Origin of the sequence: Chryseobacterium sp. 1B4, assembly GCF_036631475.1 — a bacterium.
Classification (GTDB): Bacteria; Bacteroidota; Bacteroidia; order Flavobacteriales; family Weeksellaceae; genus Chryseobacterium.
Map to the genome: position 1 here is coordinate 1134663 of NZ_JAPNUF010000007.1, position 24727 is coordinate 1159389.

The 24727-nt window shown below is 38.1% G+C and carries 30 protein-coding genes and 1 tRNA gene; 8 read left to right on the plus strand and 23 right to left on the minus strand.

The window, feature by feature from the left end:
* The 8 genes from OWR28_RS15220 to OWR28_RS15255 all read right to left on the minus strand — a co-directional run bounded on the left by OWR28_RS15220 (nucleotide 1) and on the right by OWR28_RS15255 (nucleotide 7801).
* Entirely contained in the window at nucleotides 1-360 is a 360-nt protein-coding gene (locus OWR28_RS15220; protein ID WP_332387321.1) for a hypothetical protein, read from the minus strand.
* An 8-nt stretch (nucleotides 361-368) separates the two neighbouring features.
* Nucleotides 369-743 (minus strand): hypothetical protein, encoded by a 375-nt coding sequence (locus OWR28_RS15225; protein ID WP_332387322.1) that lies wholly within the window; start codon nucleotides 741-743, stop codon nucleotides 369-371.
* Nucleotides 744-925: 182 nt separating this feature from the next.
* Nucleotides 926-1849, minus strand: a complete 924-nt coding sequence (locus OWR28_RS15230; protein ID WP_332387323.1) for a T9SS-dependent choice-of-anchor J family protein — start codon at nucleotides 1847-1849, stop codon at nucleotides 926-928.
* A gap of 73 nt (nucleotides 1850-1922) precedes the next feature.
* Entirely contained in the window at nucleotides 1923-3215 is a 1293-nt protein-coding gene (locus OWR28_RS15235) for a beta-helix domain-containing protein (protein ID WP_332387324.1), read from the minus strand.
* A gap of 296 nt (nucleotides 3216-3511) precedes the next feature.
* Entirely contained in the window at nucleotides 3512-4717 is a 1206-nt protein-coding gene (locus OWR28_RS15240) for a TonB-dependent receptor domain-containing protein (RefSeq protein WP_332387325.1), read from the minus strand.
* Nucleotides 4718-4719: 2 nt separating this feature from the next.
* A complete protein-coding gene (locus OWR28_RS15245) occupies nucleotides 4720-6783 on the minus strand; it encodes a carboxypeptidase regulatory-like domain-containing protein (protein WP_332387326.1) in 2064 nt (687 codons plus the stop codon).
* Nucleotides 6784-6851: 68 nt separating this feature from the next.
* Entirely contained in the window at nucleotides 6852-7100 is a 249-nt protein-coding gene (locus tag OWR28_RS15250; RefSeq protein WP_332387327.1) for a DUF4974 domain-containing protein, read from the minus strand.
* A 5-nt stretch (nucleotides 7101-7105) separates the two neighbouring features.
* Entirely contained in the window at nucleotides 7106-7801 is a 696-nt protein-coding gene (locus tag OWR28_RS15255; RefSeq protein ID WP_332387328.1) for a FecR family protein, read from the minus strand.
* Between the two features lie 240 nt (nucleotides 7802-8041).
* Here OWR28_RS15255 and OWR28_RS15260 point away from each other — a divergent pair, with 240 nt between their 5' ends.
* Nucleotides 8042-8668, plus strand: coding sequence for an RNA polymerase sigma factor (locus OWR28_RS15260; RefSeq protein ID WP_332387329.1), 627 nt, complete (start codon nucleotides 8042-8044; stop codon nucleotides 8666-8668).
* Nucleotides 8669-8781: 113 nt separating this feature from the next.
* Here the strand turns inward: OWR28_RS15260 and hxpB are convergent, their stop codons facing one another.
* Both hxpB and OWR28_RS15270 read right to left on the minus strand, forming a co-directional pair.
* A complete protein-coding gene (gene hxpB / locus OWR28_RS15265) occupies nucleotides 8782-9429 on the minus strand; it encodes a hexitol phosphatase HxpB (RefSeq protein WP_332387330.1) in 648 nt (215 codons plus the stop codon).
* A 33-nt stretch (nucleotides 9430-9462) separates the two neighbouring features.
* Nucleotides 9463-10083 carry a helix-turn-helix transcriptional regulator gene (locus OWR28_RS15270; protein WP_332387331.1) on the minus strand — a complete coding sequence of 207 codons (621 nt, stop codon included), beginning with the start codon at nucleotides 10081-10083 and terminating at the stop codon, nucleotides 9463-9465.
* Nucleotides 10084-10276: 193 nt separating this feature from the next.
* Here OWR28_RS15270 and OWR28_RS15275 point away from each other — a divergent pair, with 193 nt between their 5' ends.
* The 4 genes from OWR28_RS15275 (at nucleotide 10277) to OWR28_RS15290 (ending at nucleotide 12558) form a co-directional block, all read left to right on the plus strand.
* Nucleotides 10277-10903, plus strand: coding sequence for a superoxide dismutase (locus tag OWR28_RS15275; protein ID WP_332387332.1), 627 nt, complete (start codon nucleotides 10277-10279; stop codon nucleotides 10901-10903).
* Between the two features lie 22 nt (nucleotides 10904-10925).
* Nucleotides 10926-11426 carry a DUF2480 family protein gene (locus tag OWR28_RS15280; RefSeq protein ID WP_332387333.1) on the plus strand — a complete coding sequence of 167 codons (501 nt, stop codon included), beginning with the start codon at nucleotides 10926-10928 and terminating at the stop codon, nucleotides 11424-11426.
* Nucleotides 11427-11429: 3 nt separating this feature from the next.
* Complete coding sequence (locus OWR28_RS15285; protein WP_332387334.1) at nucleotides 11430-12014, plus strand: NAD(P)H-dependent oxidoreductase; 585 nt, start codon at nucleotides 11430-11432, stop codon at nucleotides 12012-12014.
* 193 nt (nucleotides 12015-12207) lie between these two features.
* A complete protein-coding gene (locus OWR28_RS15290; RefSeq protein ID WP_332387335.1) occupies nucleotides 12208-12558 on the plus strand; it encodes a 4Fe-4S dicluster domain-containing protein in 351 nt (116 codons plus the stop codon).
* 133 nt (nucleotides 12559-12691) lie between these two features.
* Here the strand turns inward: OWR28_RS15290 and OWR28_RS15295 are convergent, their stop codons facing one another.
* The 3 genes from OWR28_RS15295 to OWR28_RS15305 form a co-directional block, all read right to left on the minus strand.
* Nucleotides 12692-13627 carry a 2-dehydropantoate 2-reductase gene (locus OWR28_RS15295; RefSeq protein WP_332387336.1) on the minus strand — a complete coding sequence of 312 codons (936 nt, stop codon included), beginning with the start codon at nucleotides 13625-13627 and terminating at the stop codon, nucleotides 12692-12694.
* A 64-nt stretch (nucleotides 13628-13691) separates the two neighbouring features.
* Nucleotides 13692-13844: a hypothetical protein gene (locus OWR28_RS15300; protein WP_332387337.1), complete on the minus strand. Its 153-nt coding sequence runs from the start codon at nucleotides 13842-13844 to the stop codon at nucleotides 13692-13694.
* Between the two features lie 5 nt (nucleotides 13845-13849).
* The gene (locus tag OWR28_RS15305; protein WP_332387338.1) at nucleotides 13850-14272 is read right to left on the minus strand and encodes a cyclic nucleotide-binding domain-containing protein; all 423 of its coding nucleotides are present in this window, start codon (nucleotides 14270-14272) and stop codon (nucleotides 13850-13852) included.
* A 145-nt stretch (nucleotides 14273-14417) separates the two neighbouring features.
* Here OWR28_RS15305 and OWR28_RS15310 point away from each other — a divergent pair, with 145 nt between their 5' ends.
* Genes OWR28_RS15310 through OWR28_RS15320 form a run of 3 tightly spaced genes read left to right on the plus strand, consistent with a single transcriptional unit; the run spans nucleotide 14418 to nucleotide 16354 of the window.
* A complete protein-coding gene (locus OWR28_RS15310) occupies nucleotides 14418-14660 on the plus strand; it encodes a hypothetical protein (protein ID WP_332387339.1) in 243 nt (80 codons plus the stop codon).
* Complete coding sequence (locus OWR28_RS15315; protein WP_332387340.1) at nucleotides 14603-15172, plus strand: AraC family transcriptional regulator; 570 nt, start codon at nucleotides 14603-14605, stop codon at nucleotides 15170-15172. Before OWR28_RS15310 ends, OWR28_RS15315 begins: the two co-directional genes overlap by 58 nt.
* A gap of 27 nt (nucleotides 15173-15199) precedes the next feature.
* The gene (locus tag OWR28_RS15320) at nucleotides 15200-16354 is read left to right on the plus strand and encodes an NAD(P)/FAD-dependent oxidoreductase (protein WP_332387341.1); all 1155 of its coding nucleotides are present in this window, start codon (nucleotides 15200-15202) and stop codon (nucleotides 16352-16354) included.
* A 104-nt stretch (nucleotides 16355-16458) separates the two neighbouring features.
* On the opposite strand, the gene OWR28_RS15325 is transcribed toward OWR28_RS15320, so the two are convergent.
* The 10 genes from OWR28_RS15325 to OWR28_RS15370 form a co-directional block, all read right to left on the minus strand.
* Nucleotides 16459-19464 (minus strand): reprolysin-like metallopeptidase, encoded by a 3006-nt coding sequence (locus OWR28_RS15325; RefSeq protein ID WP_332387342.1) that lies wholly within the window; start codon nucleotides 19462-19464, stop codon nucleotides 16459-16461.
* 629 nt (nucleotides 19465-20093) lie between these two features.
* Nucleotides 20094-20243 carry a hypothetical protein gene (locus OWR28_RS15330; protein ID WP_332387343.1) on the minus strand — a complete coding sequence of 50 codons (150 nt, stop codon included), beginning with the start codon at nucleotides 20241-20243 and terminating at the stop codon, nucleotides 20094-20096.
* 175 nt (nucleotides 20244-20418) lie between these two features.
* Nucleotides 20419-21027, minus strand: a complete 609-nt coding sequence (locus tag OWR28_RS15335) for a hypothetical protein (protein WP_332387344.1) — start codon at nucleotides 21025-21027, stop codon at nucleotides 20419-20421.
* On the minus strand, nucleotides 21008-21514 hold the full coding sequence (locus OWR28_RS15340) for a hypothetical protein (protein WP_332387345.1): 507 nt from the start codon (nucleotides 21512-21514) through the stop codon (nucleotides 21008-21010). The genes OWR28_RS15335 and OWR28_RS15340 overlap by 20 nt, the downstream gene beginning before the upstream one ends.
* Nucleotides 21515-21675: 161 nt before the next feature.
* A complete protein-coding gene (locus OWR28_RS15345) occupies nucleotides 21676-21993 on the minus strand; it encodes a hypothetical protein (RefSeq protein ID WP_332387346.1) in 318 nt (105 codons plus the stop codon).
* A gap of 17 nt (nucleotides 21994-22010) precedes the next feature.
* Nucleotides 22011-22217 carry a hypothetical protein gene (locus OWR28_RS15350; RefSeq protein WP_332387347.1) on the minus strand — a complete coding sequence of 69 codons (207 nt, stop codon included), beginning with the start codon at nucleotides 22215-22217 and terminating at the stop codon, nucleotides 22011-22013.
* 8 nt (nucleotides 22218-22225) lie between these two features.
* Nucleotides 22226-22687, minus strand: a complete 462-nt coding sequence (locus tag OWR28_RS15355) for a hypothetical protein (protein WP_332387348.1) — start codon at nucleotides 22685-22687, stop codon at nucleotides 22226-22228.
* Nucleotides 22688-22803: 116 nt separating this feature from the next.
* On the minus strand, nucleotides 22804-23103 hold the full coding sequence (locus OWR28_RS15360) for a hypothetical protein (protein WP_332387349.1): 300 nt from the start codon (nucleotides 23101-23103) through the stop codon (nucleotides 22804-22806).
* A 487-nt stretch (nucleotides 23104-23590) separates the two neighbouring features.
* A tRNA-Lys gene (locus OWR28_RS15365) sits at nucleotides 23591-23663 on the minus strand.
* 245 nt (nucleotides 23664-23908) lie between these two features.
* The gene (locus OWR28_RS15370; RefSeq protein WP_332387350.1) at nucleotides 23909-24577 is read right to left on the minus strand and encodes a MarR family transcriptional regulator; all 669 of its coding nucleotides are present in this window, start codon (nucleotides 24575-24577) and stop codon (nucleotides 23909-23911) included.
* Nucleotides 24578-24727: the final 150 nt, after the last annotated feature.

Here is a 24727-nt window from a genome sequence, read left to right on the forward strand (position 1 = left end):
TTACAGATATTCTGCTACATCAATATCTCCTTTTACCACCCATTCTCCATTTTCCATCTTCTCCTGAAGGACAATCATATTGGCCCCTGTGTGCTGTTTTAATTTCACCTGAATCATTTTAGATCCTGCGTAAGGCTCTGTAGTTCCCGGCTTGTATAATTCAAGATAAACCGGAGCTGTAGAACTGAAAAAACTATAGACTTTCACTGCAGTAAAATTATCCTTCCCGATAGTATCAAACTCAGCCAGCACTACTCCGTTTTCCCTTTTCAGAATACCTTTTACATTTTTCAGAGACGTTCCTGAAAGCTCTCCCAGGTTAGGAAAAATAAATTCAAAACCTACTTTTCCCAAATTCACCTGGGGTTTTACAGCATAAGTCTGCAGGTAGATCCCCGGAAGATTAAAAAGTAAAGGTTCTTATAATCATCTATATTGTCATAAGTAATATTGTATTTTGCAATTTCAGCACCTGTTTCATTGTTATAAACAGACAGTTTATTGGTTTCTCCCTGATCCAGTACAAACTGAAGCCGGGTTTCTATTTTATTGGTATAAGATGTTTTTCCGTCAATGGTTACAGGCTGTCCGTTAAACCTCAGCTGCAGCACATCAGGTTTGGAAAATCCTTTGATAGTAACCTCTCCGGGTTTCTGTACTTTATCATATAACTCCATCGTATTGTTGTCTGTGCATGAAAACAGTACAGTGAATAACAGTAGTAATGCGAAGATTTTATTCATCTTTCTTCAATTATTTCTTGTAAACTTTAAAAATATTGCCCGGCCCATGGGCCGGGCAATACACAATTATAAAAAAACTGGTTGGATATGTTCCGGATAGCTTTTTTCAAAGACTCTCCGTTATTTATATTTAAAATTTCATGGTGTTTCTCCTATCAGATTCTAAGGGATCAGAATAATGATTATTTCTTAATAAATTTCAGTCTCTCCGTAGTCTTTCCATCCGTAATTTCTGCAATATATGCTCCTGATGTAAGACCAGCCAGATGAATCGCTTTGGAATACTGAGCGGTAAGTACTTTTTGTCCTGCTGCATTATAAATACTGACTACGGTTATATTTTCTTTCAATGCCGGATTAAGCTGCAGCTGTAAAAATTCTTTTACCGGATTTTCTGCGATTTGTGTTATAATTTTGTTTCTTTTTACATCCTTAGTTCCCAAAAATGAATCGGCATAAATTCCTATTTCATCAATATTAATGTTCTGGATATTATTTCCGCTTGCTTTTCTGTTGGCCCACATCCCGATATAAATTTTCTTCCCTGCAAAAGCAGAAAGATCTACAAGGGATTCTACAAACTCGGTGAGATCCGCCGGAAATGGATTGGCAGAATCTCCTACCTGTATTTTGTAAGGGCTTGAAATGTCATTTCCATTGCCATCTACCGTCATTGCCTGAAAGTCAGATAATGCAGGAACTTCTTTCTGTGGTGTGCTTACATAGATAAAAAGATCTCTGGCAACAATGGTATGGGTGGATCTCTGCCTTCCGATATAAGCTGCTAAAGTGACAGTTCCTGAAACATTTGTAAGATCAATCTGAGGAGAAATAATCCAGTCATTTTCCGTTGTAAATCCTGTAGCATTTCCGGTTGGAACCAAACTGATCGAATGGCGGAGAACACCTGCCGTTCCATAAGTTAAAGATGTTCCGTTGTGATAGATATTTTGTCCCTGTACCCATCCGTTGCCATTGCTGTTCAGATCATGGAATGTCCATCCCTGAAGATCAGCAGGAGTGTCAAAAGAATTCCCCCATACCAGAGACTGCGCTGCAGCCAGATGGGTTAAAAACAGAGCAGATGATAAAATTATTTTTTTCATAATGCTGATGATTAAGATTTTTGAAGAAAGCAAGGAATCAGCATGTGCTGTTCCCTGCTTTTTAAAGTTTTTATTATTCTACAATCGTGAAATTGTATTTTGTCCAGATTCCCTGGAAATTTCCACAATTTCTTGGAGATACATTCCAGCTTCCTTCGTTGAAGAACGGCTGGCTCATACCCCATAGAGATGCAGGAGTACCAGTCGCCAGGTTAGCTGCAGGAATTCCCGCTGTACCTGTACCCGTAACTGAAGTAGTAAATCCGTGAACCTGAATTGTGCTGTATGCTGAAGCTGAAGAAAGTTCAGAACCTGTACCTTCCACTTTGATTCCCACAGGGTAACCTGTAACTACAGCGTTATTTAATGTTAATCTTCCGTGTCTTCTGATGTGGATACCGTTTTCATATAAAACACCTTTAGAAGAGTTTTTAGCACCGATAATAGTAAGGTTGTTGATTACCGGATGAGTCAGCAATGTTGTAGAAGAACCATCTGCATTGTTATCAAGCTCGATACCATTAGAATCCGGGCTTGCTCCGCTAAGACTATGCGTAGAATTATAATCTGCCAAAGCCAGTGCACAAGTGATTGTTCCTGTATATCCGTTATCGAAATCGAAATTATCATCATCCGCAGCGAAAGAAACAAGGTTGGAAGCGTTTACAGTACCACCGAAGAATTCAAAAGAGTCATCTTTCCCGAAAGACACCTGAATATGATCCAGAGTAGTTCCGTTTCCTACTCCTCCTAAAGTAAGACCGTTGATCTCATTTCCAGAGTTCGGAGCTAAAAGATCGTATCCAGCAAACTCAATACGTACATATTTCAATGTTCCACCGTTATGAGAAGAATTGGTTCCACCGTAATAGAAATCAGGACCGGATAACCCTTCAATCGTTTTTGTGAAAGGCGTGTTTGTAGGAGCATCTCCTAATATGATAACACCTCCAAAATCACCAGGAGCAGCAGTTGTATCTTCGTTTCCATCCAACAATTTGTAGCTGGTGAAGATAATTGGCTGAGCTTCTGTACCTGCTGCATTGATTTTTCCTGTTTTAGTAATTACCAGTACTCCTGTAGCTGTATTGTTACTGTTTGGCTTAGCTTTAATGAATGTACCCGGCTGGATTGTTAATGTAGCACCATTCTTTACGGTTACAACTCCATCTAATTCAACTACACCGCTCCATGTAGTATTTGTAGTAATAGCACCACTTACGCTGGTTACCGGAAGAGCCGAAGCTGTAAGGTACTCAGCAGAAGTAGATTTCATTTCGAATGGAGATGATGAATCCGCCAGTTGATCGTTTTGACAAGCTGTAAGAGATAATGCTGCCACTGCAATTAGAGTTAGTCTTTTCATTGTTATAATTTTTAATAAATCCGGTCGTGTTATTTTTTATACCAGATCAGTTTTTTATTCAGGAATATCTTCCTCTTATTCCTTCGATTTGTTTTTTGGTGTTCATCCCATCGCTGCAGGAGGAGCTGCATTGCGGGAGTTCCCGTGAGAATCGTTAAAGCCCGGGAAAACTTCTAACGCCGGCGTTGTCAGAACTGTACTGCTGTGCGCATCATCAGTTTAATCAGTTTGATCAGGCTGCCGGAACCTGTACGCTGCTATAATTAAGATATCTTTCCATATCCGTCGATATACTCCTAAAAAGTATAATTTACACTCAGGCTGAACATTCTTCCGCTATAAGCCCGAAACATAATTTTATCAATATTTTTATCGTATCTGTCTGTAGCTCCCGGAAGAAGATCCCATGCTTCCCTGTCTGTACCTACATTACTTCCGCCTCCGTTTTTTTCAGCGAGATAAGAATTGAAATTGTTATAATATTCCTTAACCCTGTTGAAGAGGTTTCTCACATTAAATTTTACTTCAAAGTTTCTGTCGCGGAGAAATTTATAGGAGATCTGAGCATCCGCCACAGCATAAGGGCGTTGTATTTCTTCTCCTTTGTAAGCATACCCTACGGTGATGTACTGGTCTCCTTTTGCGTTATACAAAAAACTCATACCCAGCCGGCTTCCATCATAGATAAGCCCAAGGTTATAAGCATAAGGAGTCTGCCCGTAAAGCGGCCGGTTCACTTCATAGGTTTCATCATTGTCTCCCGTTTTGTACAGATCTTTAAAAGCCACTACCTTCGTATGGTTATAAGTGAAGTTTCCGCTTATGAAAAGTTTTTCCAGAAAAGTTCCGTCTGCTATAAAGCCTAAACTTTTTCTCACTTCTGCCTCTACGCCTATCAGCTTTGCATTTTTTGAATTTCCATTGTACAGGAAAAGGTTTCCTTCACTGGAAATATGGCCTTCCCGTTCGATAGGTCTGTCTATATTTTTATAATACAGTCCTGCAGAAAATATTTCTCCCAATCCTGGAAACCATTCAAATTTGAAATCATAATTATTAATGACAGAGGACGTCATTTCAGTATTATAGATCAAACCATTGGCAATCGGGTCAAAATACGGCAAACCGGTTCTTTCATTAAACTGCGGACGGATGACGGATTTGTTATAGGCAAGTCTCAGATTGATCTTGTTGGTAGGGCTATATGTAAAATTCGCAGAGGGCATCCATTGCCATGGTTTATCATCTATAGCCGCTCTAATGATGTATTTGGAATCTGAAGGATCCAGCTGCTGGGAAATCATATCGTACTTAAAATATTCTGCACGAAGTCCCCAGACTAACCTTAATTTTTTCCAGCGGTTATCAAACATCACAAAAACCGCATGCTGATTGACTTCTCCTTCATACTTATCGTTTTTATAGAGTCCCCGGGTTTCCCAGCCAATACCACCCGGAACATAATGGGAGCCATTAAACCATTCAGCAAGCGAACCATACATCGTCAAATAGTTCTTTTCGCTGTTCGGAACGTCCCGGTTTTCGTCAACACGAAGAAAAACTTCTGCTGTTGGTTGGTATTGTTTTTTATAGCACCGGCATATCCTGTTTTAACAGTATTCTTAAAGCTTCCTGCGTCCATATCCCACTTAACAGACGCTCCGTAATTGTAATCTGTTTCTTTGTTTTCTATATATCCTCTGTAAAAATCTGCTCCGGAATTATAGATCTTATGAAATGTGAGAATTTCATTTCCGATAAAGTCATATCTGGTGATATATTGTGTGTAGTCTTTGGTATCAGAAGCCACTCCTGTACGGGCTGCAAACCAACTGATCTCTGCGTTTCCTATTTTATGGCTTCCTTCCAGTTTATTTTGTAAAAGGGTCTGAAAAATCGGGTAATTGGTATTATCCGTATAAGGCCTGTCCAGGTTTTTGATCTGTTCCGGATCATTATTGGGGATAACACCATTATAAAAATAATTATAAGCTAATTCTGCATTGGCAGCCATTCCACTTCCGGTTGAATATTCATTCCATCCGGTTACTCTTGTCAGTGTATTATCAAAAATATGGGTATAGGAATTACGGAAAGAGATTCTGTTTTTCCCAAGCTGCAATCCAAAATTAAGCATCCCAGCCAGTGTAGAATTATAATTATAGGAGGCCCCGCTGTTTTTGAAATTATAGAATGGAATCTGTCCGTTGGCATCAGGCATTCCCGTTGTATCCAGCCAGTTTCCTCTTCCGGTATGGTCTATGTCCAGTTTATTCTGTTCATTTCTTATGACGAATGCTCCCGCAAAACCCCATTTATTATTGTTTTTAAGGGCGTAGGTCCTTCCCAATGCCAGCTGTATATTAGATCCCATGTCACCTCTGGTTGTATAGGTGCTGAAATTGTCATTCGTAAACTGCCTGGACTGTTCAAAAAATCTTGGGTCTGTCCAGTTCATCGGCTCAAGTCCTTTGGGAAAGTCCCTTGTCCCGTCATCATACCCGAAATAATCGTACTTTCCTCGTTTACGGGTCAGAAATTCTTTGAAGGCAGACTGGTCATTATAAGAAGTTCCCATTGTTACCGTCGTAAAATTTTCGTTGGGAATATCTTTGGTCCTCACTTCCACATACCCTCCTGCGAAGCTGGCATTCATATCTGGGGTGGCAGATTTGCTTACCACTACACTTTCCACCATGGCAGTAGGAATGATATCGAATGAAAAATTCTGGTTATAGGCTTCCGTACTTGGAAGATTAATTCCATCCATCGCAGCGGTATTCCAACGCTCTCCCATAGACCGTACCACTACATATTTATTATCAATGGTGGTAATTCCTGTTACCCTTTTCAGGGTTCCTCCCACGTCGCTGTCAGGTGTTTTGGAAATCTGTTCTGCTGAAATACCATCACTCATCTGAGCGGCTTTCTTCTGCTGTGCAAGAAGTCCGGCCTGGGTATCTGCCTTGCGGGCTGCAGTAATTATCACTTCTTTGATGTCCGTTATTTTATCGGATGCTTTGTTTAAAGCAAATGAAACAGAACTGGTTTCATTATTGATAACAGATAATTTCTGAACTCTCAGTGTATTATATTTAGGCGCTTTTATCGTGAGGTTATACGTTCCTGAGGGAAGATCTATCGTAAAATCCCCGTTATTATCAGTCACTGCAGTTTTCTGAGCCATACTAACTTCAGCTCCGATAACAGGATTCCCTACCTCATCTACGATTTTACCGGAAATACGTCCGTTTCCCGGTGCGGAAATGTTAGAACTTTCATATTTTATCGAAATAAGGTCGCCATGCAGACGGTATACAACAGGAAGTCCGTTGATAATATCCTTCAGACAGCTGTTGACAGAAGTGTTTTCACATTTTACTCCTTTTACCTTCAGCTCTTTTATATCTACCCTGGAATAAGCCAGTCTCATTCCCGTTTTTCCGGCAAATTCCTCCAAAACTTCAATCAACGGTCTGTTGGCAGGTACAGAAAATGTTACTTTCTGAACCAGCTCCTGAGCTTCAGCGGCTACAGTAAAAATAAGGCTGCTATGGTAATCCCACATTTCAAACTTTTCATACTTAAAGTGTTCTCTTGATTATGATTATTTAATTTTTAATAGTGATTATTTTTTCAGGATATAGGTGTTTTCTTTTTCTGCACTTCCAGTCCAAGGATAAAAGCCAGTGATTCAATATTTTCACCGACTGTTCCTCCGGTAAAGTCTGCAGTGATCTTTCTTTCTTCAGCTTCTTTAGGATACAATACTTTGGTATTATAGCTGTTTTCCAGAATAGTTATCACCTCTTTTAACGGAACATCATTAAAGCTTAAAGACAATATGGAAGAAACTTTACCGGCTGATTTTCTTACCGGTTTCAATGATATCACCGCAGTTGTATGGGCAATCCCGAAATTGGTCCATTTCTGATTCGGTGTAAGGAAAGAAACCGGAACTCCTGGAGAAGATACGGCCACCTTCCCTTCATAAAGATCGACCGCTTTTTCTTTCCGGATTGTGAAATTTTAAATACAGTTCCCAACACTTTGGTACTGAAACCTTCTGCACGAACGATGAAAGGATGTATTTTTGATTTTGCCACAGAGAATATGGCATCTCCTTTTAAATCCACCACTCTGGTGTCAGCAGGAAATGATTTTGCTACGGTCATTTCAGCTCCCGGTAAAAGGGTAACTACCGATCCGTCTTCAAGATGAACAATACGGTTTGCGGATTTGGCCATATAAACATCAGGCCTGATGAACATGGTGTAGGTAAAAATTCCGCCCAATGATAAAAGCAGAATAATTACCGCAGCAATTTTATATAATAGATGTGTTTTTAAGTTTTTTGCAGATGAAACCGAAATAATATCCGTTGGAGAAAAATAATGTTCCAATCCGGATAAAACCCTTTCTTTAGATGCTTTCCTATGAACGGCATCCAGCTCTTTCTCAGCCTGGATTTTCCATTGTTTTAAAAGTTCATGTTCTTTTTCAGAAACCGGATCTTCCGAAACTTCCCGTTCCCAAAGTCTGAAAACAAAGGCTTCAATATTTTTATAAGTCAAACGTTTTTTCATAGAGTCTTTCATCGTATTCACAGATACTTCTATCTATAAGACAGTGAAAATGAAAAACTTCCCGGGGCATTCTTAACGTTATATTCACATTACAGCCCAATTGTTAATAATTTTCGCTCTTTTTCACATTTACTCAACATTAACATGCCATTTAGGCTTCTTTTTTCAGAAATATTTAATCTTACCATCCCCAAAGTTCACAAAAAGTTAACTTTCCTTTAGGTAATTTTGTAACAGAATATGAGCCCAACAGACTATACATTATTAAAGAAAATAAAATCAGGCGACCGTCCTGCATTTATGCTGCTGTATGACCGATACTGGGATAGTCTATATAGCTTTGTTTTTGTACGGACCCGGGATAAAGAAATCACTGAAGAAATCCTTCAGAACCTTTGGGTGAAGCTTCTTGAACATGCAGATACCATACAGACTGATGATTCTGAAAGTGCGAAAGGTTATCTTCTCCGCCATCTCCATTACCGTATTATTGATTTTTACAACAGCCATAAAAAGGCCCCTCCTACACTGAGCATTGATGAGTTTGATATCCCACATGAAATTGATACGGCGGATACAGATTATTTTGAAATCCTTGAGGAAAATGAAATTTCTGCCTTATTACTGATGATTGATGAAGTAGTGGGGAGGCTTCCTTCAACAGAACAGCAGGTATATGATATGAGAATCAGGAAAAATATGTCTGTCAGTGAAACGGCAGAAGCATTGGGGCTCAGCAATAAAACCGTAAGTAATAAATTAAGCAGAGCTTTGGGTGAAATCCGGGAACAGCTTAATCCGGAGTACCAGTCATCTAAAAAACTGGTTTCTATCCTGTTTTTGATGGAGATTTTGACGAGGTACTGAGATGTGGTTCGGGATGCGGAGCGCGGGGTTGTATCAATGGTCAATCTGCTGCGCGGTCAATTGTCAATTTATAACGTCTGTCAAGATTCACAGCGAAGCGGATTCACTATTGACTATTCACCAAATACTGGCAGAAAAACTGTATTAAAATCCAGGATTTTAAAGTCGGCAAGGCTGGAGTTTATATTTTCGTCGTTATTGGTGAAAATAATGGTTTTCATTCCTGCTGCTTTTGCTGCTTTTAAGCCTGAATGGCTGTCTTCAATGGCAATGCAGTGCTCAGGAGAAATCCCAAGATTTTTTGCAGAAGTAAGATAAACCGCGGGATGAGGTTTTCCCTGGGCTTCAAACTCCGAAGAATGTACGGTATCAAACAAATCATAAACCTCAAGCTTTTCAAGAACAGCATGGGCCACCCGTAAGGGAGCGTTTGTAGCCAATCCTATTTTATAATCATTATTCTTAAGATTTCTGATAAATTCCTGAACACCGGACATTGTACAGGCATTGGTGTGTATCATCTCAATCACTCTTGTGACCACCTTATTTTCCAGATCAGCTGCATCAAAATTTTCCCACGGAAATCTTTCATACCAGAACTCTGTTACTTCCTGTGTAGTCATATACTTTGTTTGCGCGGCAAGTTCTTCCGTAATCTTTACGCCATAGGATGAAAAGACATCAAATTCGGCCTGAGCCCAGAATTTTTCTGAATCTATAAGGACACCGTCCATATCAAATATTACTGCTTTTAAAGCCATATTCTGAGTAATGATTATAAATTAAATAATAAATTACCGGCTGATTTTATAGACACAGCGTTGTCCCCCCGAAATGATATGATCTATTCTTTCCACTTTATAATCTTTCCCTATCAGGGATTGAAAATTGGATAGCTCGGCACGGCAGAACCCCTGACATTCTGCAGCGGCAGCACATATCGGGCAATGGTTTTCAATCAGGAAGTAATTTTGCCCTTCTTTTTTCCATTCTGCCATATAGCCTTCCTCACTTCGGACTTTTGCCAGAAACTCCAGACGCTGTTCTAAAGACTGTGCTTTGGAAAGTATTTTTTCATAACGGTCGTGAGTGTTCTTTTCGCGGTCGCTGATCAGCAAGTTCAACGCATTTTCACCTAAAAGATTTTTCACAGATTTCAGAAGCTGAACGGTTACATCCGCATGGGTATCGGGAAACTGAGCCAAGCCTTTTTCAGTAAGAGTATAATAAGCAGATGGGCGTCCTACGCCTTCGCTTTTCACTGAAGACCGGATCAGCCCTTCCTCAGCAAGATTCAGTAAATGTTTTCTTGCACCTTCTTTGGTAATTGATAATTCTTCTGCGATAAGAAATGAGGTAGCTTCCCCTCTCATCTTTAAAAACATCAGAATCCGATCTGCAGCCGGCTTCTTCATTTGACAATATTTAGGTTGTTTTATTTTCCAACAACAAATATAGTCATTTTCTATAAACTCAAAAAGTAAAGCTTAAATTAAACATTTACAACACTTTATTATTTTCATTCATTATATTAATAAAACAACAATAAAGTTGTTTTATCAAATATATTTTTACCTTTGTCATAGGTTAATTAAAAAAATAAATACGATGAACCCATTTACATTACCGCAGCTACCTTACGCTTATGATGCTTTGGCTCCATTTATAGATAAAGAAACAATGACGATTCATCATCAAAAGCACCATCAGGCTTATGTAGACAATCTGAATGCAGCTCTGATGCAAACCAATGAAATCAATCCTGATCTTGATTCGTTACTGCAAAGGATCAGTGAATACAGTCCTGCCGTAAGAAATAACGGAGGTGGGCATTATAACCATTCTTTATTCTGGGAAATTCTTTCTCCTGAACCTAAGCTGAGTCCCGAAGGCATGCTTTATAATGACATCACAGCCACTTTTGGAAGCCTGGAAGAGCTTAAAGCAGGAATGAAAAAAGCCGGTCTGGCTCAATTTGGTTCAGGATGGGTATGGCTATATGTAAAATTTAATGGATCTCTGGCCATCAGTTCTACCCCTAACCAGGATAACCCGATGATGGACATTCTTTCGATGAACAGAGGTTTTCCGATTCTTGGAATAGATGTATGGGAACATGCTTATTATCTGAACTATCAGAATAAACGCGCAGATTATCTGGATGCCTTCTGGTCTGTACTGGATTGGGCTGCCGTTGAGAAAAAATATGATGAGGCTTTGTCAAAAATAAGATAATTAACATGGATTTTAATAAGCTATGACTGAGGAAATTTTTATCAATAAAGCAAAAGCTTCAGGCATTATTGCTTTTGACCTTTCAGACTACAAACCGACGACGGAAATTGTAGAACTGGATATTAAAGATCATCTTTTCATGGGAATGATTGTGAAGGAAAAAGAATTTAAAGAATCTATTGCTGCAGTAGATTATTCGGTGTACGATGAAAAAGCAGTAGGAATTATCTGCTCTACGGGTGCTATCATCCCGCCCTGGGCATACATGATGATCATGGAAAAGCTTTTTCCTTACGCTTCTTATGTGGATTTAAATAATGCAGAAACAATTCTGCTTGATCTCTGGAAACGCCGTCTCATTTATGCTGATCTGAAACAGTACAGAAACCAGAAAGTGGTTGTCCGGGCCAATACCCATCATGATCCTTCCCTGTATTTGTTAGCGGCCGGACTGCTGAAACCTTTGGTTAAAACATTGATGTATGGCGAAATAGGACTGCCCAAAGTAATTTTTAAACAATAAAAAATGAAAGCAATTATATTCAACGGATCATTGGAAAGAAGAGCCTTATCTACTTCCGGGCTGATTTCGGATTATTTTTCAGAGCGGCTGAAAATGTCTGGTATTCACACTGATATTTTTACACTGGCAGATTCCGGAATTCCGTTATTTGATGTAACACTCACCAAAACTCCTTTGGCAGTGGAACGTATGGTTCAGATGTTTACTGATGCTGATCTTCATATATGGCTGGCTCCACTTTATCATGGCAGTATTCCTGGAGTGATGAAAAACTGTCTGGACTGGCTCGAAGTAACTGCCAACAGATATGAACCTTATCTTACTGATAAAATGGTGGGGATGGTATGCTGGGCTGACGGTCTTCAGGCCATGCAGGGAATTAATACCATGGATTCTATTGCCAAATCGTTGCGTGCCTGGCCGCTGCCATTCAGCGTACCTGTTGTAAGATCATCATTATTTGCAGCTGACAATTCAACACAGATTTCGGATCTCTATTCCGGTAAGTTTGATAAGCTTATCAGCATTGCAACTTCTAAAAAAATAGAAAGTCTGAAATCTTCAGGCTTAACAAAATCAGCAGACTAGCTGCCAGACTGGTCTTACAGTGTAAGCGCGTGATTTGTGGGCAGACTGATGATGTAAAAATAAAAATTAGCACACTTTATGCTGCTTATTTTCAAAGAACAGTGTTGAACTGCTGTAATTAAGTTGAAGGGGATTTCCAAGTCGTTCTTCGTTGAAGAAATCCCTTTTTTTAAAACCTAAAAATTCATATGATATGGCTATAAAAATAACGGATGCCTGTATCAACTGCGGAGCCTGCGAACCTGAATGCCCCAATTCAGCCATTTATGAAGGGGCCATTGACTGGCGCTGGAAAGACAAGACAAAGCTTACAGGACATATAAAGTTCCCGGATGGTTCGGAAACTGATGCCGATGCATATAATGAAGCGGTTTCGGATGAAGTCTATTATATCGTTTCCGGAAAATGTACAGAATGTAAAGGCTTTCATGAAGAACCACAATGCAAGGCGGTATGCCCTGTAGACTGTTGTGTGGATGATCCCGATCATCGTGAAACCGAAGAAGTACTACTGGAACGGCAGAAATTCATGCACAGTGCCTAAGTATTCGGTTGGATACCCTGATTAACGCTATGAAGCAAGAGAGCGATAAAATTTCTACCTTTTATATTTAATTTCGATAGAGGCGGGTTTTAACCCGCCTTCTTATTTCTTTTTCTTCGGCTTCAGCCAAAACTCATTTGGCTTTAATTTCAGTATAGATTCTTTGAGTAAAAGGAGTTTCTACCCCAACCTCAACACCATATTTCAGTACAGCTCCTGCAAACAGCTCCAGTTCGTTTTCTTTCTTTCCTGAATTGATGTCAAGCTGTAACGAAGTTGGAGTTTCAAAAGGAAATGTGGAAGCTTTTTCGAATGTCTTATCAATGATATCTTCCTGAAGATAAATTCCTTTTTTATCGGCAATCTGCTTTATTTCTTTCATAATTTCAGTGGCTTCACTCCTCTGTTGTTCATTTGTACAGACAGTTCCTATGGAAGAATTATGTTTAGCCGTTACCAGTCCGAAACTGGCAATAAATATGAATTTTGTCCAGATATCCGTTAATGAATTGTCTTTAAAGTCAAAATCAATCTTACTTTCATTCAGTAGCTCTGTAATCCATTCTACAGGAGCAGAAAAATGCTCAGGATCTCTTCCGATAATCATTTTTCCTGCTTTTCCCTTATGTTCTACTATTCCTCTTTCTTTAATATGGGAAGCTACATAGATACAGGTTGGAAGAACAGTATGTTCAGGAATTATTTTCCGTATCCTGTCGTAAATATCCGCCCCGTTCATCATAGGTAGCAATATGGCATTTTCGTTAATGACCGGCAGCAACTGCCGGCAAACATTTTCAAGATCATATTCCTTTACACAGATCAGGACCAGATCAGGATTTTTAATATCACTGATGTTCTTCAAAATATCATTGGGATAGGTCTTCGGATTGGAATGCTCCGGAGATAACAAGGTCAATCCGTTCTCTTTTACCTTCTCATACGTCTCTCCGCGGGCAACAAAGGAAACATTATATTTTCGGGAAGTTTCATTGGCCTGATTGATTTTAAAACCAAAATAACCGCCTACCCCACCCAATCCTACAACAACAATCTGTTTTTTGTTCATGAAATTATTTTTAAACAAATATCAGTAACAATGCATGAAATACCACTTGACAAATGAAAAGAAATTACATTTTATAAATATCCCTTCTGATCCTGCTCAGTGAGCTGTCTTTAATTCCAAGATAAGAAGCTATCACTTTTAAAGGAACATACCGGAAAATTTCAGGATCTTTCTTCATCAGGCTGGCATATCTTGTGGAAGCTTTCTGGCTGGCCATTTCAATCAGCCTGTCATGAATATTATAATAATTAAGGACAAAAGAAGTCTGCTGAATTCCCTGAATTCAGGAATATTATGGAAATTATGCTGTACGTTCTCCAATCCCGTTTCCCAGAAAACACAATCCGTTACGGTCTGATATATTTCTTTGGTTGGCTGCTGCCTGAAAAAAGACAGAAAATCATTAACAAAGCAGGGCGCCCTATAAATATTTGTTGTGATTTCCTCATTATCTTCGTTCAGAATATAGGAACGGACATATCCTTTTTCCAGAAAATAGGTTTTGGTACTGATCACATTTTTATCCAGCAAAACTCTGTTTGCCTTTAACTCAAAACGGCTGAACTTTTCTGTTATTTTTTCAACCACTTCTTTTCTGATTGTAAACAGGGAATGAAAATAGGTATTAAGTGATGATTTGTTCATAGAATAAAGGCTTCAGCATATTTATATTTAAAATCTTTCCAGAACAAAAATAGCATTTATAAACGATTGAAATAAACCCTGAACTTTTTTAATAAATCAAGTGGTAATTTTGTAATTTTCTCTTTTAAAAACAGATAAGATCAATATGGATCATGACTTCACTTACAATTTCATCGAACCTGACATAGAAATCGCAGATTTTGTTGAAAATCTGGGAACATTTCGGAATCTGTCGGATCAAGCTAAAGAAGTAGTGATTATTCCTGACGGAAGAATTGATCTTTTTTCTCCCGGTCAGCTTCAGAGCCTTTTCATGTTACCCTTCTCGGTTTGGAAACCTATCCTGAACAAAGGTATATTGCTCCTCATACAATTGCTTTTGTTGTAAGTTTTAAGCCTCTTGCTGTTGAATATATTCTGAATACCTCCATTGCCGGCTTGCTCAATGCAGGAAAAGAACTCTCTCCCGATTTCTGGAATTTTGGCGCAGGCGATTTAAAGGATTTCAACAACTGCTGTATCAAAGCTACCCAAAAGATAAAGCAACTGCTTCCTGCGAAAACAGATGAAAGGAAATTAAAGCTTTTCGAGCTGGTTTATGCCTCAAAAGGTGAAATGAGTGTGCAGGAGCTTTCTGAAAAAACAGGCTGGAGCAGCAGGCAGATCAACCGTTATTTTACCAAACAGCTTGGATTGTCGTTAAAGGCATATTCTACTATTCTGCGTTTCAGAGCTTCATTGGAACACATCGCACAGGGAAGATTATTCCCGGAACTCAACTATACCGATCAGAATCACTTCATCAAAGAGGTGAAGAAATTTTCCGGAGTTGCTCCCAAAGAATTATCCCAAAATAAAAACGACCGATTTGTACTATTATCAGTATTGAAAGGAAAATAAATTTGCATTGTAAAATTTAAATTAACAATGCTGATAGAAAATAAATCAATAGCAATCGTTGGTGGCGGTCCTGCCGGACTTACACTGGCAAGACTTTTACAGCTGAAAGGAGCTAATGTAAAAGTATATGAAAGAGACTTCGATAAAAATGCCCGTGTCCAGGGCTCTCCTCTTGATATGCATGAAGATTCGGGGCTGGAAGCCATCCGTAAAGCAGGGTTGCTGGATGAATTTAAGAAAAGCTTCCGTCCCGGAGCTGACAGAGCACTGATTGTGAATGAAAAAGCAGAAATATTTTTTAGTGATCACGAAACAAAGCCTGAAGAAGATTTTGGGTATGAACATTTTCGTCCGGAAATAGACCGCGGCCCATTAAGGAATATGCTCCTGGATGCTCTCCAGCCTGAAACGGTAGTCTGGGACAGTCATTTTATCTCTATGGAAAGCCAGGATGAAGGCTGGCTGCTGCATTTCAAAAACGGAACTTCCGTGTATGCCGATCTTGTCATTGCCGGAGACGGAGCCAATTCCAAAATACGGCCTTATCTAACTGATATTAAACCCGTTTATTCAGGAGTGATCATGCTGGAAGGAAATGTTTCAAAGGAAAATGCTCCTAATATTGATGCCATGGTGAAAGGAGGAAAAATAATGGCTTTCGGAAATCGTCAAAACATTTTGCTTGGGCAGAAAGGTAACGGAGATATTGGATTTTATGCAAGTTTTAAAGCTGATGAAAACTGGCCTGCTGCCAGTGGGCTCAACTTTTCTGATAATACCCAAATGCTGAAATGGTTTAAAACAGAATACTCTGAATGGAGCTCTGTGTGGGAAGAATTGTTTGAAAACGCTGTAACTCCTTTTATTCCACGTCTGATTTACTATATGCCCTTTGATCACACCTGGGAAACCCTGCCCAACCTGACATTAATCGGTGATGCTGCTCATGTAATGCCTCCATTTGCAGGAGAAGGAGCTAATATGGCTATGCTGGATGCTCTGGAATTGAGTGAGCATTTAACGGATAACCATTATAATACGCTACATGAAGCTATTTCCAGCTACGAACAGAAGATGCGCGAGAGAGCTGCCATTGCCACCCGGGAGTCCCTGGAAAATGGGGAACGGATGCATTCTGACACATCATTAACAACCATGCTTGACTTTTTTAATGGCCATTAAGTTTCATTATAACAAAGGCTGCCTTCAATTGAAGACAGCCTTTTCCCTCTTAGAAAATAATTTTTTCTCTCCGTTTTAGATCCAGATACGGAGGTTCACCTGTGTTATTTCTTGATCAGCTTGGTATTATAAGTGTTCTTGTCATCTTTTATAGTGATCACATACATTCCTTTTACTAAAGAAGCAACATTGATTTTTTGTCCGTCTATTTTTCCTTCCTGAACAAGTCTTCCGTCTGCACTGTAAATTTTGTAATCACCCTTACCTTTAAAGTTTTTCACTTCAACAAAGGTATCTGCAGGGTTAGGATAAACAGATATTCCGGATGATTTTGTATCTGCTGTTTCTCTCACAGCAAGTGTATTGGCAGTAATCTTCACAGGAAGATCCATAATGCCTCCTGCCTGGCTTTCCAGTTCGCCGCATACATCATCAGGAGCTGTGTTGAAAAACTTACCTACAATTCTCATTCTTAACAATTTATCTCCGGAATAAGTATTGGCCGGGACTGTAAAGTTAAGGTTACCCATTCCAACATTTCCTGTAGGAGACGCCCCGGATGTCTGAGCGACTCTTTCTGATGCTTCGAAAGTTCCATTTCTGTTATAATCAACCCATACAGATAAATTTACCTGCATGCCGCTCTGTAGCAAGTTTCCTATCCTTGGCGAAATTGTATATGTATTACCTTGTGTCAAATTAACAATCTTGGTAGGATCCTCACTTAAATCTTTATAAGATCTCGCTGTAGCATCAGTATAATCTATATTGGCAACTGCAACTTTCAAAATTGCACCTAAATAAGGTGATCCGGAGTTTAATAAACAGTAATCCACACCGGTCTTTAATCCTTTTGTTTTAAATGTATAATTATTAGAAAAAGTCCCGGGAACTGAATTGACTACAGCGGCCACCTGAACTTCATAATTGGTTTCATCTTCTAAATTATTCAGAACAGCAGAATTAGCCTGGCTAAGGACATTAGACCAGTTTACTGTGCCTGCTTTTCTGTAATTGACAGAGTAAGTAGCTCCCGGAACACTGTTCCAGGATATTCTTGCAGATGTTTTGAAAATCTCAGTATCTATAGCCGAAACTCCTGTAGGAGACACCATAGAAGATGTAGGTGCACTCCCTACAGTAACAGCAGGCGACACGGCATAAAAGATATTTCCTACAGCTGACACTCTTAATTTTACTGTTCCGCTTACATTTCCTGGCATTTGTGCACTATAGCTTCCGGTATTGGGTGTTGCTGCAACAAGATTTGTCCAGGTTACCCCATTATCAGTAGTATAATCTATTTTCACACTCACTGTATTATAAGGTGCTGCATTTGTATTGGCAACATCCCAGTAAATGGTGTTCACTGCATTATTATACAATACTGAAGATGGAGTAAGCCCATTAAATTTGAATGGTCCGTCATTTCCTACAGTTACAGTAGTTGTTGAGCTGGAAACCATCGGGCGTTGAGCATTAAGATCTCTTACCGTTACAGCATAGTTCAGTGTTCGGGGGATATAAGATACAGTTTCCCATCTCTGCTTATCTGTCAGGATTCCATTCATCACACTTGCGAAGTTGGGAAAATACCTTCTCCCGTTTGGTGTTCCGGGAACGGACCTTGTTAAAGCTCCTTTCGGATTATATCCCCATCCGCTATCGCCGGAAATTGTAGAAAATTCATCTGTACTGTCATTCTGTTCCCAGGTATAGTTCACAGAATCATTTTCAGCATCGGTTGCTGAAGCTTCAAGATAATAAGCCGTTCCTTTAGGAATGCTATAAGCAACCAGAGGATTAATGGCCGGAGCTGTATTATTGATAATATTTTGAGAAACTCCGCAATTAAGTTTATTTTCTAAATTAGTTAGTACCTGATCAATGGATTTATAATGAAAATATCCATCTGCGTTAGCCTGAACATTATCATAGGTAATTCCGGCATATCCCATAATCGTTGTTCCACCGCCCGGCTCTACGTTTGCGCCTTGGTTTGCATCTGTAACAGAAGTATTTGAAAACGTGTGATTTGCTCCCAGCTGATGTCCCATTTCATGTGCTGCAGTAAAATCAAAAACTTCCCCTACAGGAACAGGTCCCTGTGTATAAGCAGAACCTTTTTTTATTTCAGTATTAGTCGCCGGATCTACGCAGACAATTCCGATTCCTCCCGCATTTCCGCTTCTCTCAGCATTCTGGTTAAGAACATGCCCGATATCATAATTGGCATTTCCTACTGCTGAAGTAAGTGTTTGTTGTAATTGAAGATTTAAATTACCCGTATAAGGATCTGTTACCGGATCGAGATAGATGATCTGCGGAAGATTCTGTACTGTTAAATGAGCACCAAAATCACGCTCAAAAACACCATTTATGCGGGTCATTGTATTATTCATAGCAGCCAGAACCACGCCTTTTTTCACATCATCTGTAGCATTGGCCGGAGTTCCTGCAGCTGTTAATTGATACTGGCTGTATTCTCCTGTAACGGATAATGCCATTCTGAAATCCCTGTATTTTGTATTAGTAGGTCTGCTGGTAATTCCAACTCCGGAGAGCATTTTTTTACCATTCTCCACCAGCTTATTAATATTTTTAAAATCATGTTCTCCTGTATCACATTTGAAGCCATGTTCTCCATCATTCTTTGTTTTATAGAAGACTCCGTAAGTCTGTTTATCCGCACTGATGGGCTCTATAAACTGAAACACTCCATCCTTGATGATCATTGACTGCATATCAGTGGGAGAAGTACTGAACCGTAAATACTTGGAAGGATCATCTACTCCAACTCCCACGTAAGATCCTAACTGATATTTTTCTACCAGAGATCTGTCCATCACAGGATTGCTATACACTGCAAATTTTTCAATCTTCCCTTCTACAGTTGGTAAAGAAATAATAACAGGCTTTGCATTTTTTCCTGTTTCTTCTGCATTTTTAAGCATTTCTCTAAGAGACTTCAGATCTACTCTGTAAGAATGCTGTACTTCTACTCCTTCTCTTATCTGTGAACTTTTTTGAGAAACAGACTCCCACCTCTGGGCATTGAAAACCGTAAAACAAGACGCTAATGCGCAAACGAATAAAATTCTTTTTTTCATAGATATATTTAAGTTATTTTGATAGAATGCTGAAAATTTTAATTATATGACAGGCAAACTCACTATTATCATAAATTCAATAAAATAGAATTAATCATATAAAATTCACAACAAAACTCTTTACAAAACTTATATATTTTGAATAAAAAACAAAAAAAACGATACTACACAGATACAACAAACAAATTAATTATTTAATTATCAACGAATTATGTTATGAGCATCTTCCATGTAACAATATTACACTCTGTGAATCATTAAATTTTTCAATCCGAAGAGCTTCTTAAAGACATATTGAAACTCAGAAAGAAAATAGTACTTAAATGATACTTATGCAGTCATTAAAAAGGAATAAATGATAAAGAGTAAGAAGTAAAAATAAATAAGTTAAGGATGATCAGTAATTTTTTTTATCCTTAATCTTCAAAACCCAACAAAAGAATAACTATCTATATATCAATATTTTAATATCACATCTACACAATGTAGTATTCGTGTAGTATCGCTTTTTTTCCTGTTTAAGTTAAAAATTTTCATATTTGAAACCGAGACCACAAAAAAAACCGAGTGGTGAAAAGAGAATATTTCGAGTACTGTCTGACCTGATGAATCAGACAGTTTTTTTTGAATTATGTTAAGGTGTCAAAGAAGTGATAAATATCTGTTTCTTTGGGAATGTTCAGTTTTTTTCTGATCCTGTATTTTTTCTGCTGAACACTTCTATGCTGAACCAAAGTATAACTTGCAATTTCTTTGGATGTAAAATGAAGTTTCAGCATGGCACAAAAAACAAGTTCAGAATTTTCCAGACCTGGATTAATTATTAAAAGCTGTTTTATAAATTCAGGATAGGCTTCTTTAAAACGATCCAGAAATTCAGGATCATTTTTTTACCAAGCTCAATAATTTCTTCCTGCTTATTGTCATTCATCCTTACTTTGAGGTTTTCAGCTTCTATAGCGAGAACTTTTTCCGCTTTCCCAATGCAATAATAATCCTCCAGGCATATAGCCCCAACAAACAAAGACCTACAAATGAGAGGGAAACAATCCAGTATATTTTATTCTGGTGGCGGTCAGCATCTTGCCGGGTTTCTGCAATAAAGGATTCCATATCCTGGTTGATAGCAGCCAGTAAAGATGTATTGGTTTTATAAAAAGCGTCCGTGTACGCCTTCAGATAAAAGTAAGCTTTCTCTTTATCCCCTGTATGTTCATATAAAACTCTGAGATCATTATAAAGATACTTTCCATAATAGGCATAGATACGTTTCGTTTTTTCATTGATTTTCAAGGCTTTATTAAAAGCCTCCTCGGCCTTATCATATTGTTTGTAGCTGAGAAAATATTCCCCCATTATGGTATTTGCATAGAGTGCGATTCCATCTTCCTTACCTCTTATATTGGCTTTGTTGTAAGCAAGCGTTATATATTTATAGGCAGAGTCCTTGTTTTTATGCATATAGATATAATCGCTTATAGCACAATCCGCCAGACCTGTATCATCAAACTTTTTTGCCCTATGGAAATATTCGAGTGCTTTGTTATAATCTTTTTTGAACAAGATAAATTGCCTGTCTTAAATAAATGCTGAAAAGAAGATCATTTTTGAGCGGTGACTGATCACTTTTCCGTATAAAGTTCATTGCTTCATCATTATACTGAAGAGCTTTATCAAGCCTCCGGAGTTCTACGTTGAAGCGGCCATAAACATTATAAAACCTTGCTTTATGTATATTGTCATCTGAACCATCCAGGATTTTCTTCGCATTGTCAAAAAGAATCTGTGACTTCTGAAAGTTTTCCAGTGAAATATTAAGCTCTGCCAGATTGATATAGCATAAGGCCTTGCCGTCTTCATAGTTCATCTTATCGGCCTGTCTGTAATACCTTTTATTAAGATCAATCAACGAATCATAGTCTCCGGCAAGCCGGAATTTTTCATTCTGCTTCAGCAAAGAGACGTCAAAGGCCTTTTCAGCCTCTTTTTTTGAATGAGAATGGCACGAAATTAAAATAATAAGTAAAACAGAAAGAAAAATACGTATCATATGTTTCTTTATTTAAGCTATATTCCTATATACATAATGTTAATACATGACTTCCTTAGAAAAAACAATGTTCATATTTAATCTTCAATGGTTATTTCTGATGGATCAATAAAATATTTTGATAAAACAGAATCCTGCATTTTTTATTGTGATCCCTTTCTTTATTCCTGTAAGTTTTCAAAAAAATCATAAATATCTGTTTCTCCGGGGATGTTCAGTCTTTTACGGATCCTGTACTTTTTCTGCTGTACCGATCTGTGCTGTACAAAAGTATAATCTGCAATTTCCTTGGATGAAAAACGCAGTTTCAGCATCGCGCAGAAAGTGAGTTCAGAATTTTCAAGATCCGGGTTGATTTCCAGAAGTGCTTTTATAAATTCAGGATATAATTCTTTAAACTTCAGCAAGAAAGAAGAATCATTCTTTTTAGCAAGATCTATCACTTCCTCCAGCTGTTTTGCCTGAACACGATGCTTCAATGCTTCAGTCTGCTCTTTCAGGGTATTCTTCTTTTTTGCAATTTATTAATCAGCTTCTGCACGTACACTCCTGAAACGGTGAGAACAGTAACAGAAAGAGCAATGAATAGCGGAAGATCATTTCTGTGCCAATCAGATTCCTGCTTTACTTCTGAAATAAAATCTTCGGTAGCTTTATTCATGGCGGCAAATCTGGCAGCATCAAAACGCTTTTCCTCTTCCATATATTTTTTTAGATAAAAGTAGGCTTTCCCTCCGTCATTTTTTTCTTGTACACTTCTGCAAGTGCTTTATATACGTCTTTTATATGTGAAGAATAGGTGCGTCTTGTCCTGATATTAATTTCAAGGGCTTTTTTAAGAGCCTTTTCCGCCTGTTCACTGTTATCAGTTTCATTATAATAATATCCCATGGTATAATATACCCAAAGCGATTCCACATCTGTTGTTTTCTGACTCAGCATTTTTTCATCTGCCCTGGCAATATATATCCCTGCAGAATCAGGTTTATGGGTGTATAAATAGTATTGCGCCACCATGCAATTGGTATATGCCGAATTTTCCAGTGTATTTGCCTTGATAAAGCATTTTAAAGATGTCCCCAGCCATCCTTTCCATGCATGGTAAATACCTTTGTTTACATAAAGTCTCGGAAGAAGTTTCTGAGTAAGTTTTGTATTTTTTGCCTGCTTCAAATAATAAAATGCTTTGTTATTGCATTCTATAGCCTTATCATATACTTTAAGATGCGAGTAATACAGACTGTAATCATCATAGAAAGTTGCTTTGTGATAAGCATTTTCAGAATTTATCAGGGCTTTTTCTGCTTTACTGAAAAAAAACGGGCTTTTTCATAATTGCCTGCTGATACATTAACCCCTGCCATATTCAGGTAACAGAGTCCTTTTCCTGCTGTATATTTCATTTTAGCTGCCTTTTTCAGATAATTTTTGTTTAAACTGCTAAAGGCTTCATATTCACCGGACAATTGCAACTCAGCGCTTTGGGTTAATAAGGAAACATCAAAATTTTCCTTTTCTTTGTCCGGGGTATTGCGATGACAGGAAAACAGGCACACAAATAATCCTATACAGATTGTATAGGTTATCATTCTCTTTATGCCGGTTGGATATGTTTTTTTATTCTTAAAATTAATTTTTCCCATGCCACTTTTCCCTGTATCTAAATATCTACCTATGCATATTTAGTGAAATATGCTGATCAATTTATGCCATTATTTTTCCCCAATAAGTGTTATAAATATACATAATTTCCCAAACTTATTATGAAATAAGCAATCTGTTTTGCGAAAATGTAACATTAAAATAAAGTAACCCTAGTTCCTTTAAACGGACATTTTTTAAAAATTTCCGGACAAACAGCATAGATCTTCCGTATTAAAAAGCACATGCTTTAATAATGATAAGACTACCTGAAATGGAAATTGTTACAAAGAGATAAATTCTAGAGGTTAGTTTAGTAAATTATTTTCATATAATTGCTGTAATTATTTTCAGTAATACCTTACGATTACACACTAACTTACAATACAATGAAGACACAAAAAAAGAGACAACTTTAACTGTTGTCTCTTTCAGTGACCCGGCTGGGATTCGAACCCAGGACCCATACATTAAAAGTGTATTGCTCTACCAGCTGAGCTACCGAGTCGGCCGCTTACTTTTTCAAGTAAATCCCTTTGTTTAAGGGACTGCAAAGATAGAAACTTTTTCTTTATTTACAATACTTCCCAGCGATTTTACAGACTCAATTCTGCTAACCTTTACATAATCAGAGACAAAAATTTTGAATCTGCAACAGGCTCAGAAACTGGAATTTTCAAATCAGGAATAATTTATCATTCAAACTGTAATCCGGCATCTTAAACAAAGAAGATTAATCATTAACACTTGCTATCAATTTTTAAAAACATATTCATCATAAACTGTGTTGATGAGATCATCAGAATTAATATTTCTTGAAAAAATAGGATAATGAAAACGATCAAGTTTATTCAGGATACGGATCAGATCCATTTTTTCCTTATGGCTGAGATTACCCGCCACGATATTGGTCGCCTGGCGGATCTTCTCCATCTGTTTTTCCAGGACTATCAATCCTCTTTCGGAAATGCGGATCAATTTACTTCGCTTGTCCAGATCAGAGTCTGACTGTTCAATAAGCCCCTGGCGCAGCAGTCTTGCAATAATAAGCATACCAACCGGCTTATCATGAATATTTTTGATAAGCGCCATCTTGGTCATCTCACCAAAAGCTTTTAAATTGATCAAATAAATGAAGTCTTCCTGGGTGGAAAATTCAGAATCTGATATTGCGGATTTGGAGTAGGTTTTCGCATAGCGATTAAGGTGAACCAATAACGTACTTATCGCACTTTCCGGTGTTCTTCCATTCTCTTTACCCTCCCAATAGGGTTCTTCAAAAGGATCTGCACGGTGCATATTCTCCTGATCAGAAATCCAGGACTTAAAGCCTTCAATAGTGCAGGGATAGGAGTTTGGATCAGCATCTGATTCAAATTGCTCAAGGAGCGTCATAAAGTCTTTGATAAGGGCAAAATTCATTTCAATAAAATAGTATACAAATATACTTTATTTCAGGTGAATTTCCTCTATTTTTTAATCCATACGGTATAAGATTTGTAGTTTAAAGTTTAATTATCAACGATATGGACGAAATAAAAACAGACAGGTTAGACCCGGTTATTGATAAAC

Coding starts and splice junctions, on each gene's coding strand:
- OWR28_RS15225 (WP_332387322.1), bottom strand. CDS start 743: ATGAATAAAATCTTCGCATTACTACTGTTATTCACTGTACTGTTTTCA.
- OWR28_RS15230 (WP_332387323.1), bottom strand. CDS start 1,849: ATGAAAAAAATAATTTTATCATCTGCTCTGTTTTTAACCCATCTGGCT.
- OWR28_RS15235 (WP_332387324.1), bottom strand. CDS start 3,215: ATGAAAAGACTAACTCTAATTGCAGTGGCAGCATTATCTCTTACAGCT.
- OWR28_RS15240 (WP_332387325.1), bottom strand. CDS start 4,717: ATGTATGGTTCGCTTGCTGAATGGTTTAATGGCTCCCATTATGTTCCG.
- OWR28_RS15245 (WP_332387326.1), bottom strand. CDS start 6,783: ATGTGGGATTACCATAGCAGCCTTATTTTTACTGTAGCCGCTGAAGCT.
- OWR28_RS15255 (WP_332387328.1), bottom strand. CDS start 7,801: ATGAAAAAACGTTTGACTTATAAAAATATTGAAGCCTTTGTTTTCAGA.
- OWR28_RS15260 (WP_332387329.1), top strand. CDS start 8,042: ATGAGCCCAACAGACTATACATTATTAAAGAAAATAAAATCAGGCGAC.
- hxpB (WP_332387330.1), bottom strand. CDS start 9,429: ATGGCTTTAAAAGCAGTAATATTTGATATGGACGGTGTCCTTATAGAT.
- OWR28_RS15270 (WP_332387331.1), bottom strand. CDS start 10,083: ATGAAGAAGCCGGCTGCAGATCGGATTCTGATGTTTTTAAAGATGAGA.
- OWR28_RS15275 (WP_332387332.1), top strand. CDS start 10,277: ATGAACCCATTTACATTACCGCAGCTACCTTACGCTTATGATGCTTTG.
- OWR28_RS15280 (WP_332387333.1), top strand. CDS start 10,926: ATGACTGAGGAAATTTTTATCAATAAAGCAAAAGCTTCAGGCATTATT.
- OWR28_RS15285 (WP_332387334.1), top strand. CDS start 11,430: ATGAAAGCAATTATATTCAACGGATCATTGGAAAGAAGAGCCTTATCT.
- OWR28_RS15290 (WP_332387335.1), top strand. CDS start 12,208: ATGGCTATAAAAATAACGGATGCCTGTATCAACTGCGGAGCCTGCGAA.
- OWR28_RS15295 (WP_332387336.1), bottom strand. CDS start 13,627: ATGAACAAAAAACAGATTGTTGTTGTAGGATTGGGTGGGGTAGGCGGT.
- OWR28_RS15300 (WP_332387337.1), bottom strand. CDS start 13,844: ATGGCCAGCCAGAAAGCTTCCACAAGATATGCCAGCCTGATGAAGAAA.
- OWR28_RS15305 (WP_332387338.1), bottom strand. CDS start 14,272: ATGAACAAATCATCACTTAATACCTATTTTCATTCCCTGTTTACAATC.
- OWR28_RS15310 (WP_332387339.1), top strand. CDS start 14,418: ATGGATCATGACTTCACTTACAATTTCATCGAACCTGACATAGAAATC.
- OWR28_RS15320 (WP_332387341.1), top strand. CDS start 15,200: ATGCTGATAGAAAATAAATCAATAGCAATCGTTGGTGGCGGTCCTGCC.
- OWR28_RS15325 (WP_332387342.1), bottom strand. CDS start 19,464: ATGAAAAAAAGAATTTTATTCGTTTGCGCATTAGCGTCTTGTTTTACG.
- OWR28_RS15330 (WP_332387343.1), bottom strand. CDS start 20,243: ATGCTGAAACTTCATTTTACATCCAAAGAAATTGCAAGTTATACTTTG.
- OWR28_RS15340 (WP_332387345.1), bottom strand. CDS start 21,514: ATGATACGTATTTTTCTTTCTGTTTTACTTATTATTTTAATTTCGTGC.
- OWR28_RS15350 (WP_332387347.1), bottom strand. CDS start 22,217: ATGGAAGAGGAAAAGCGTTTTGATGCTGCCAGATTTGCCGCCATGAAT.
- OWR28_RS15360 (WP_332387349.1), bottom strand. CDS start 23,103: ATGATAACCTATACAATCTGTATAGGATTATTTGTGTGCCTGTTTTCC.
- OWR28_RS15370 (WP_332387350.1), bottom strand. CDS start 24,577: ATGAATTTTGCCCTTATCAAAGACTTTATGACGCTCCTTGAGCAATTT.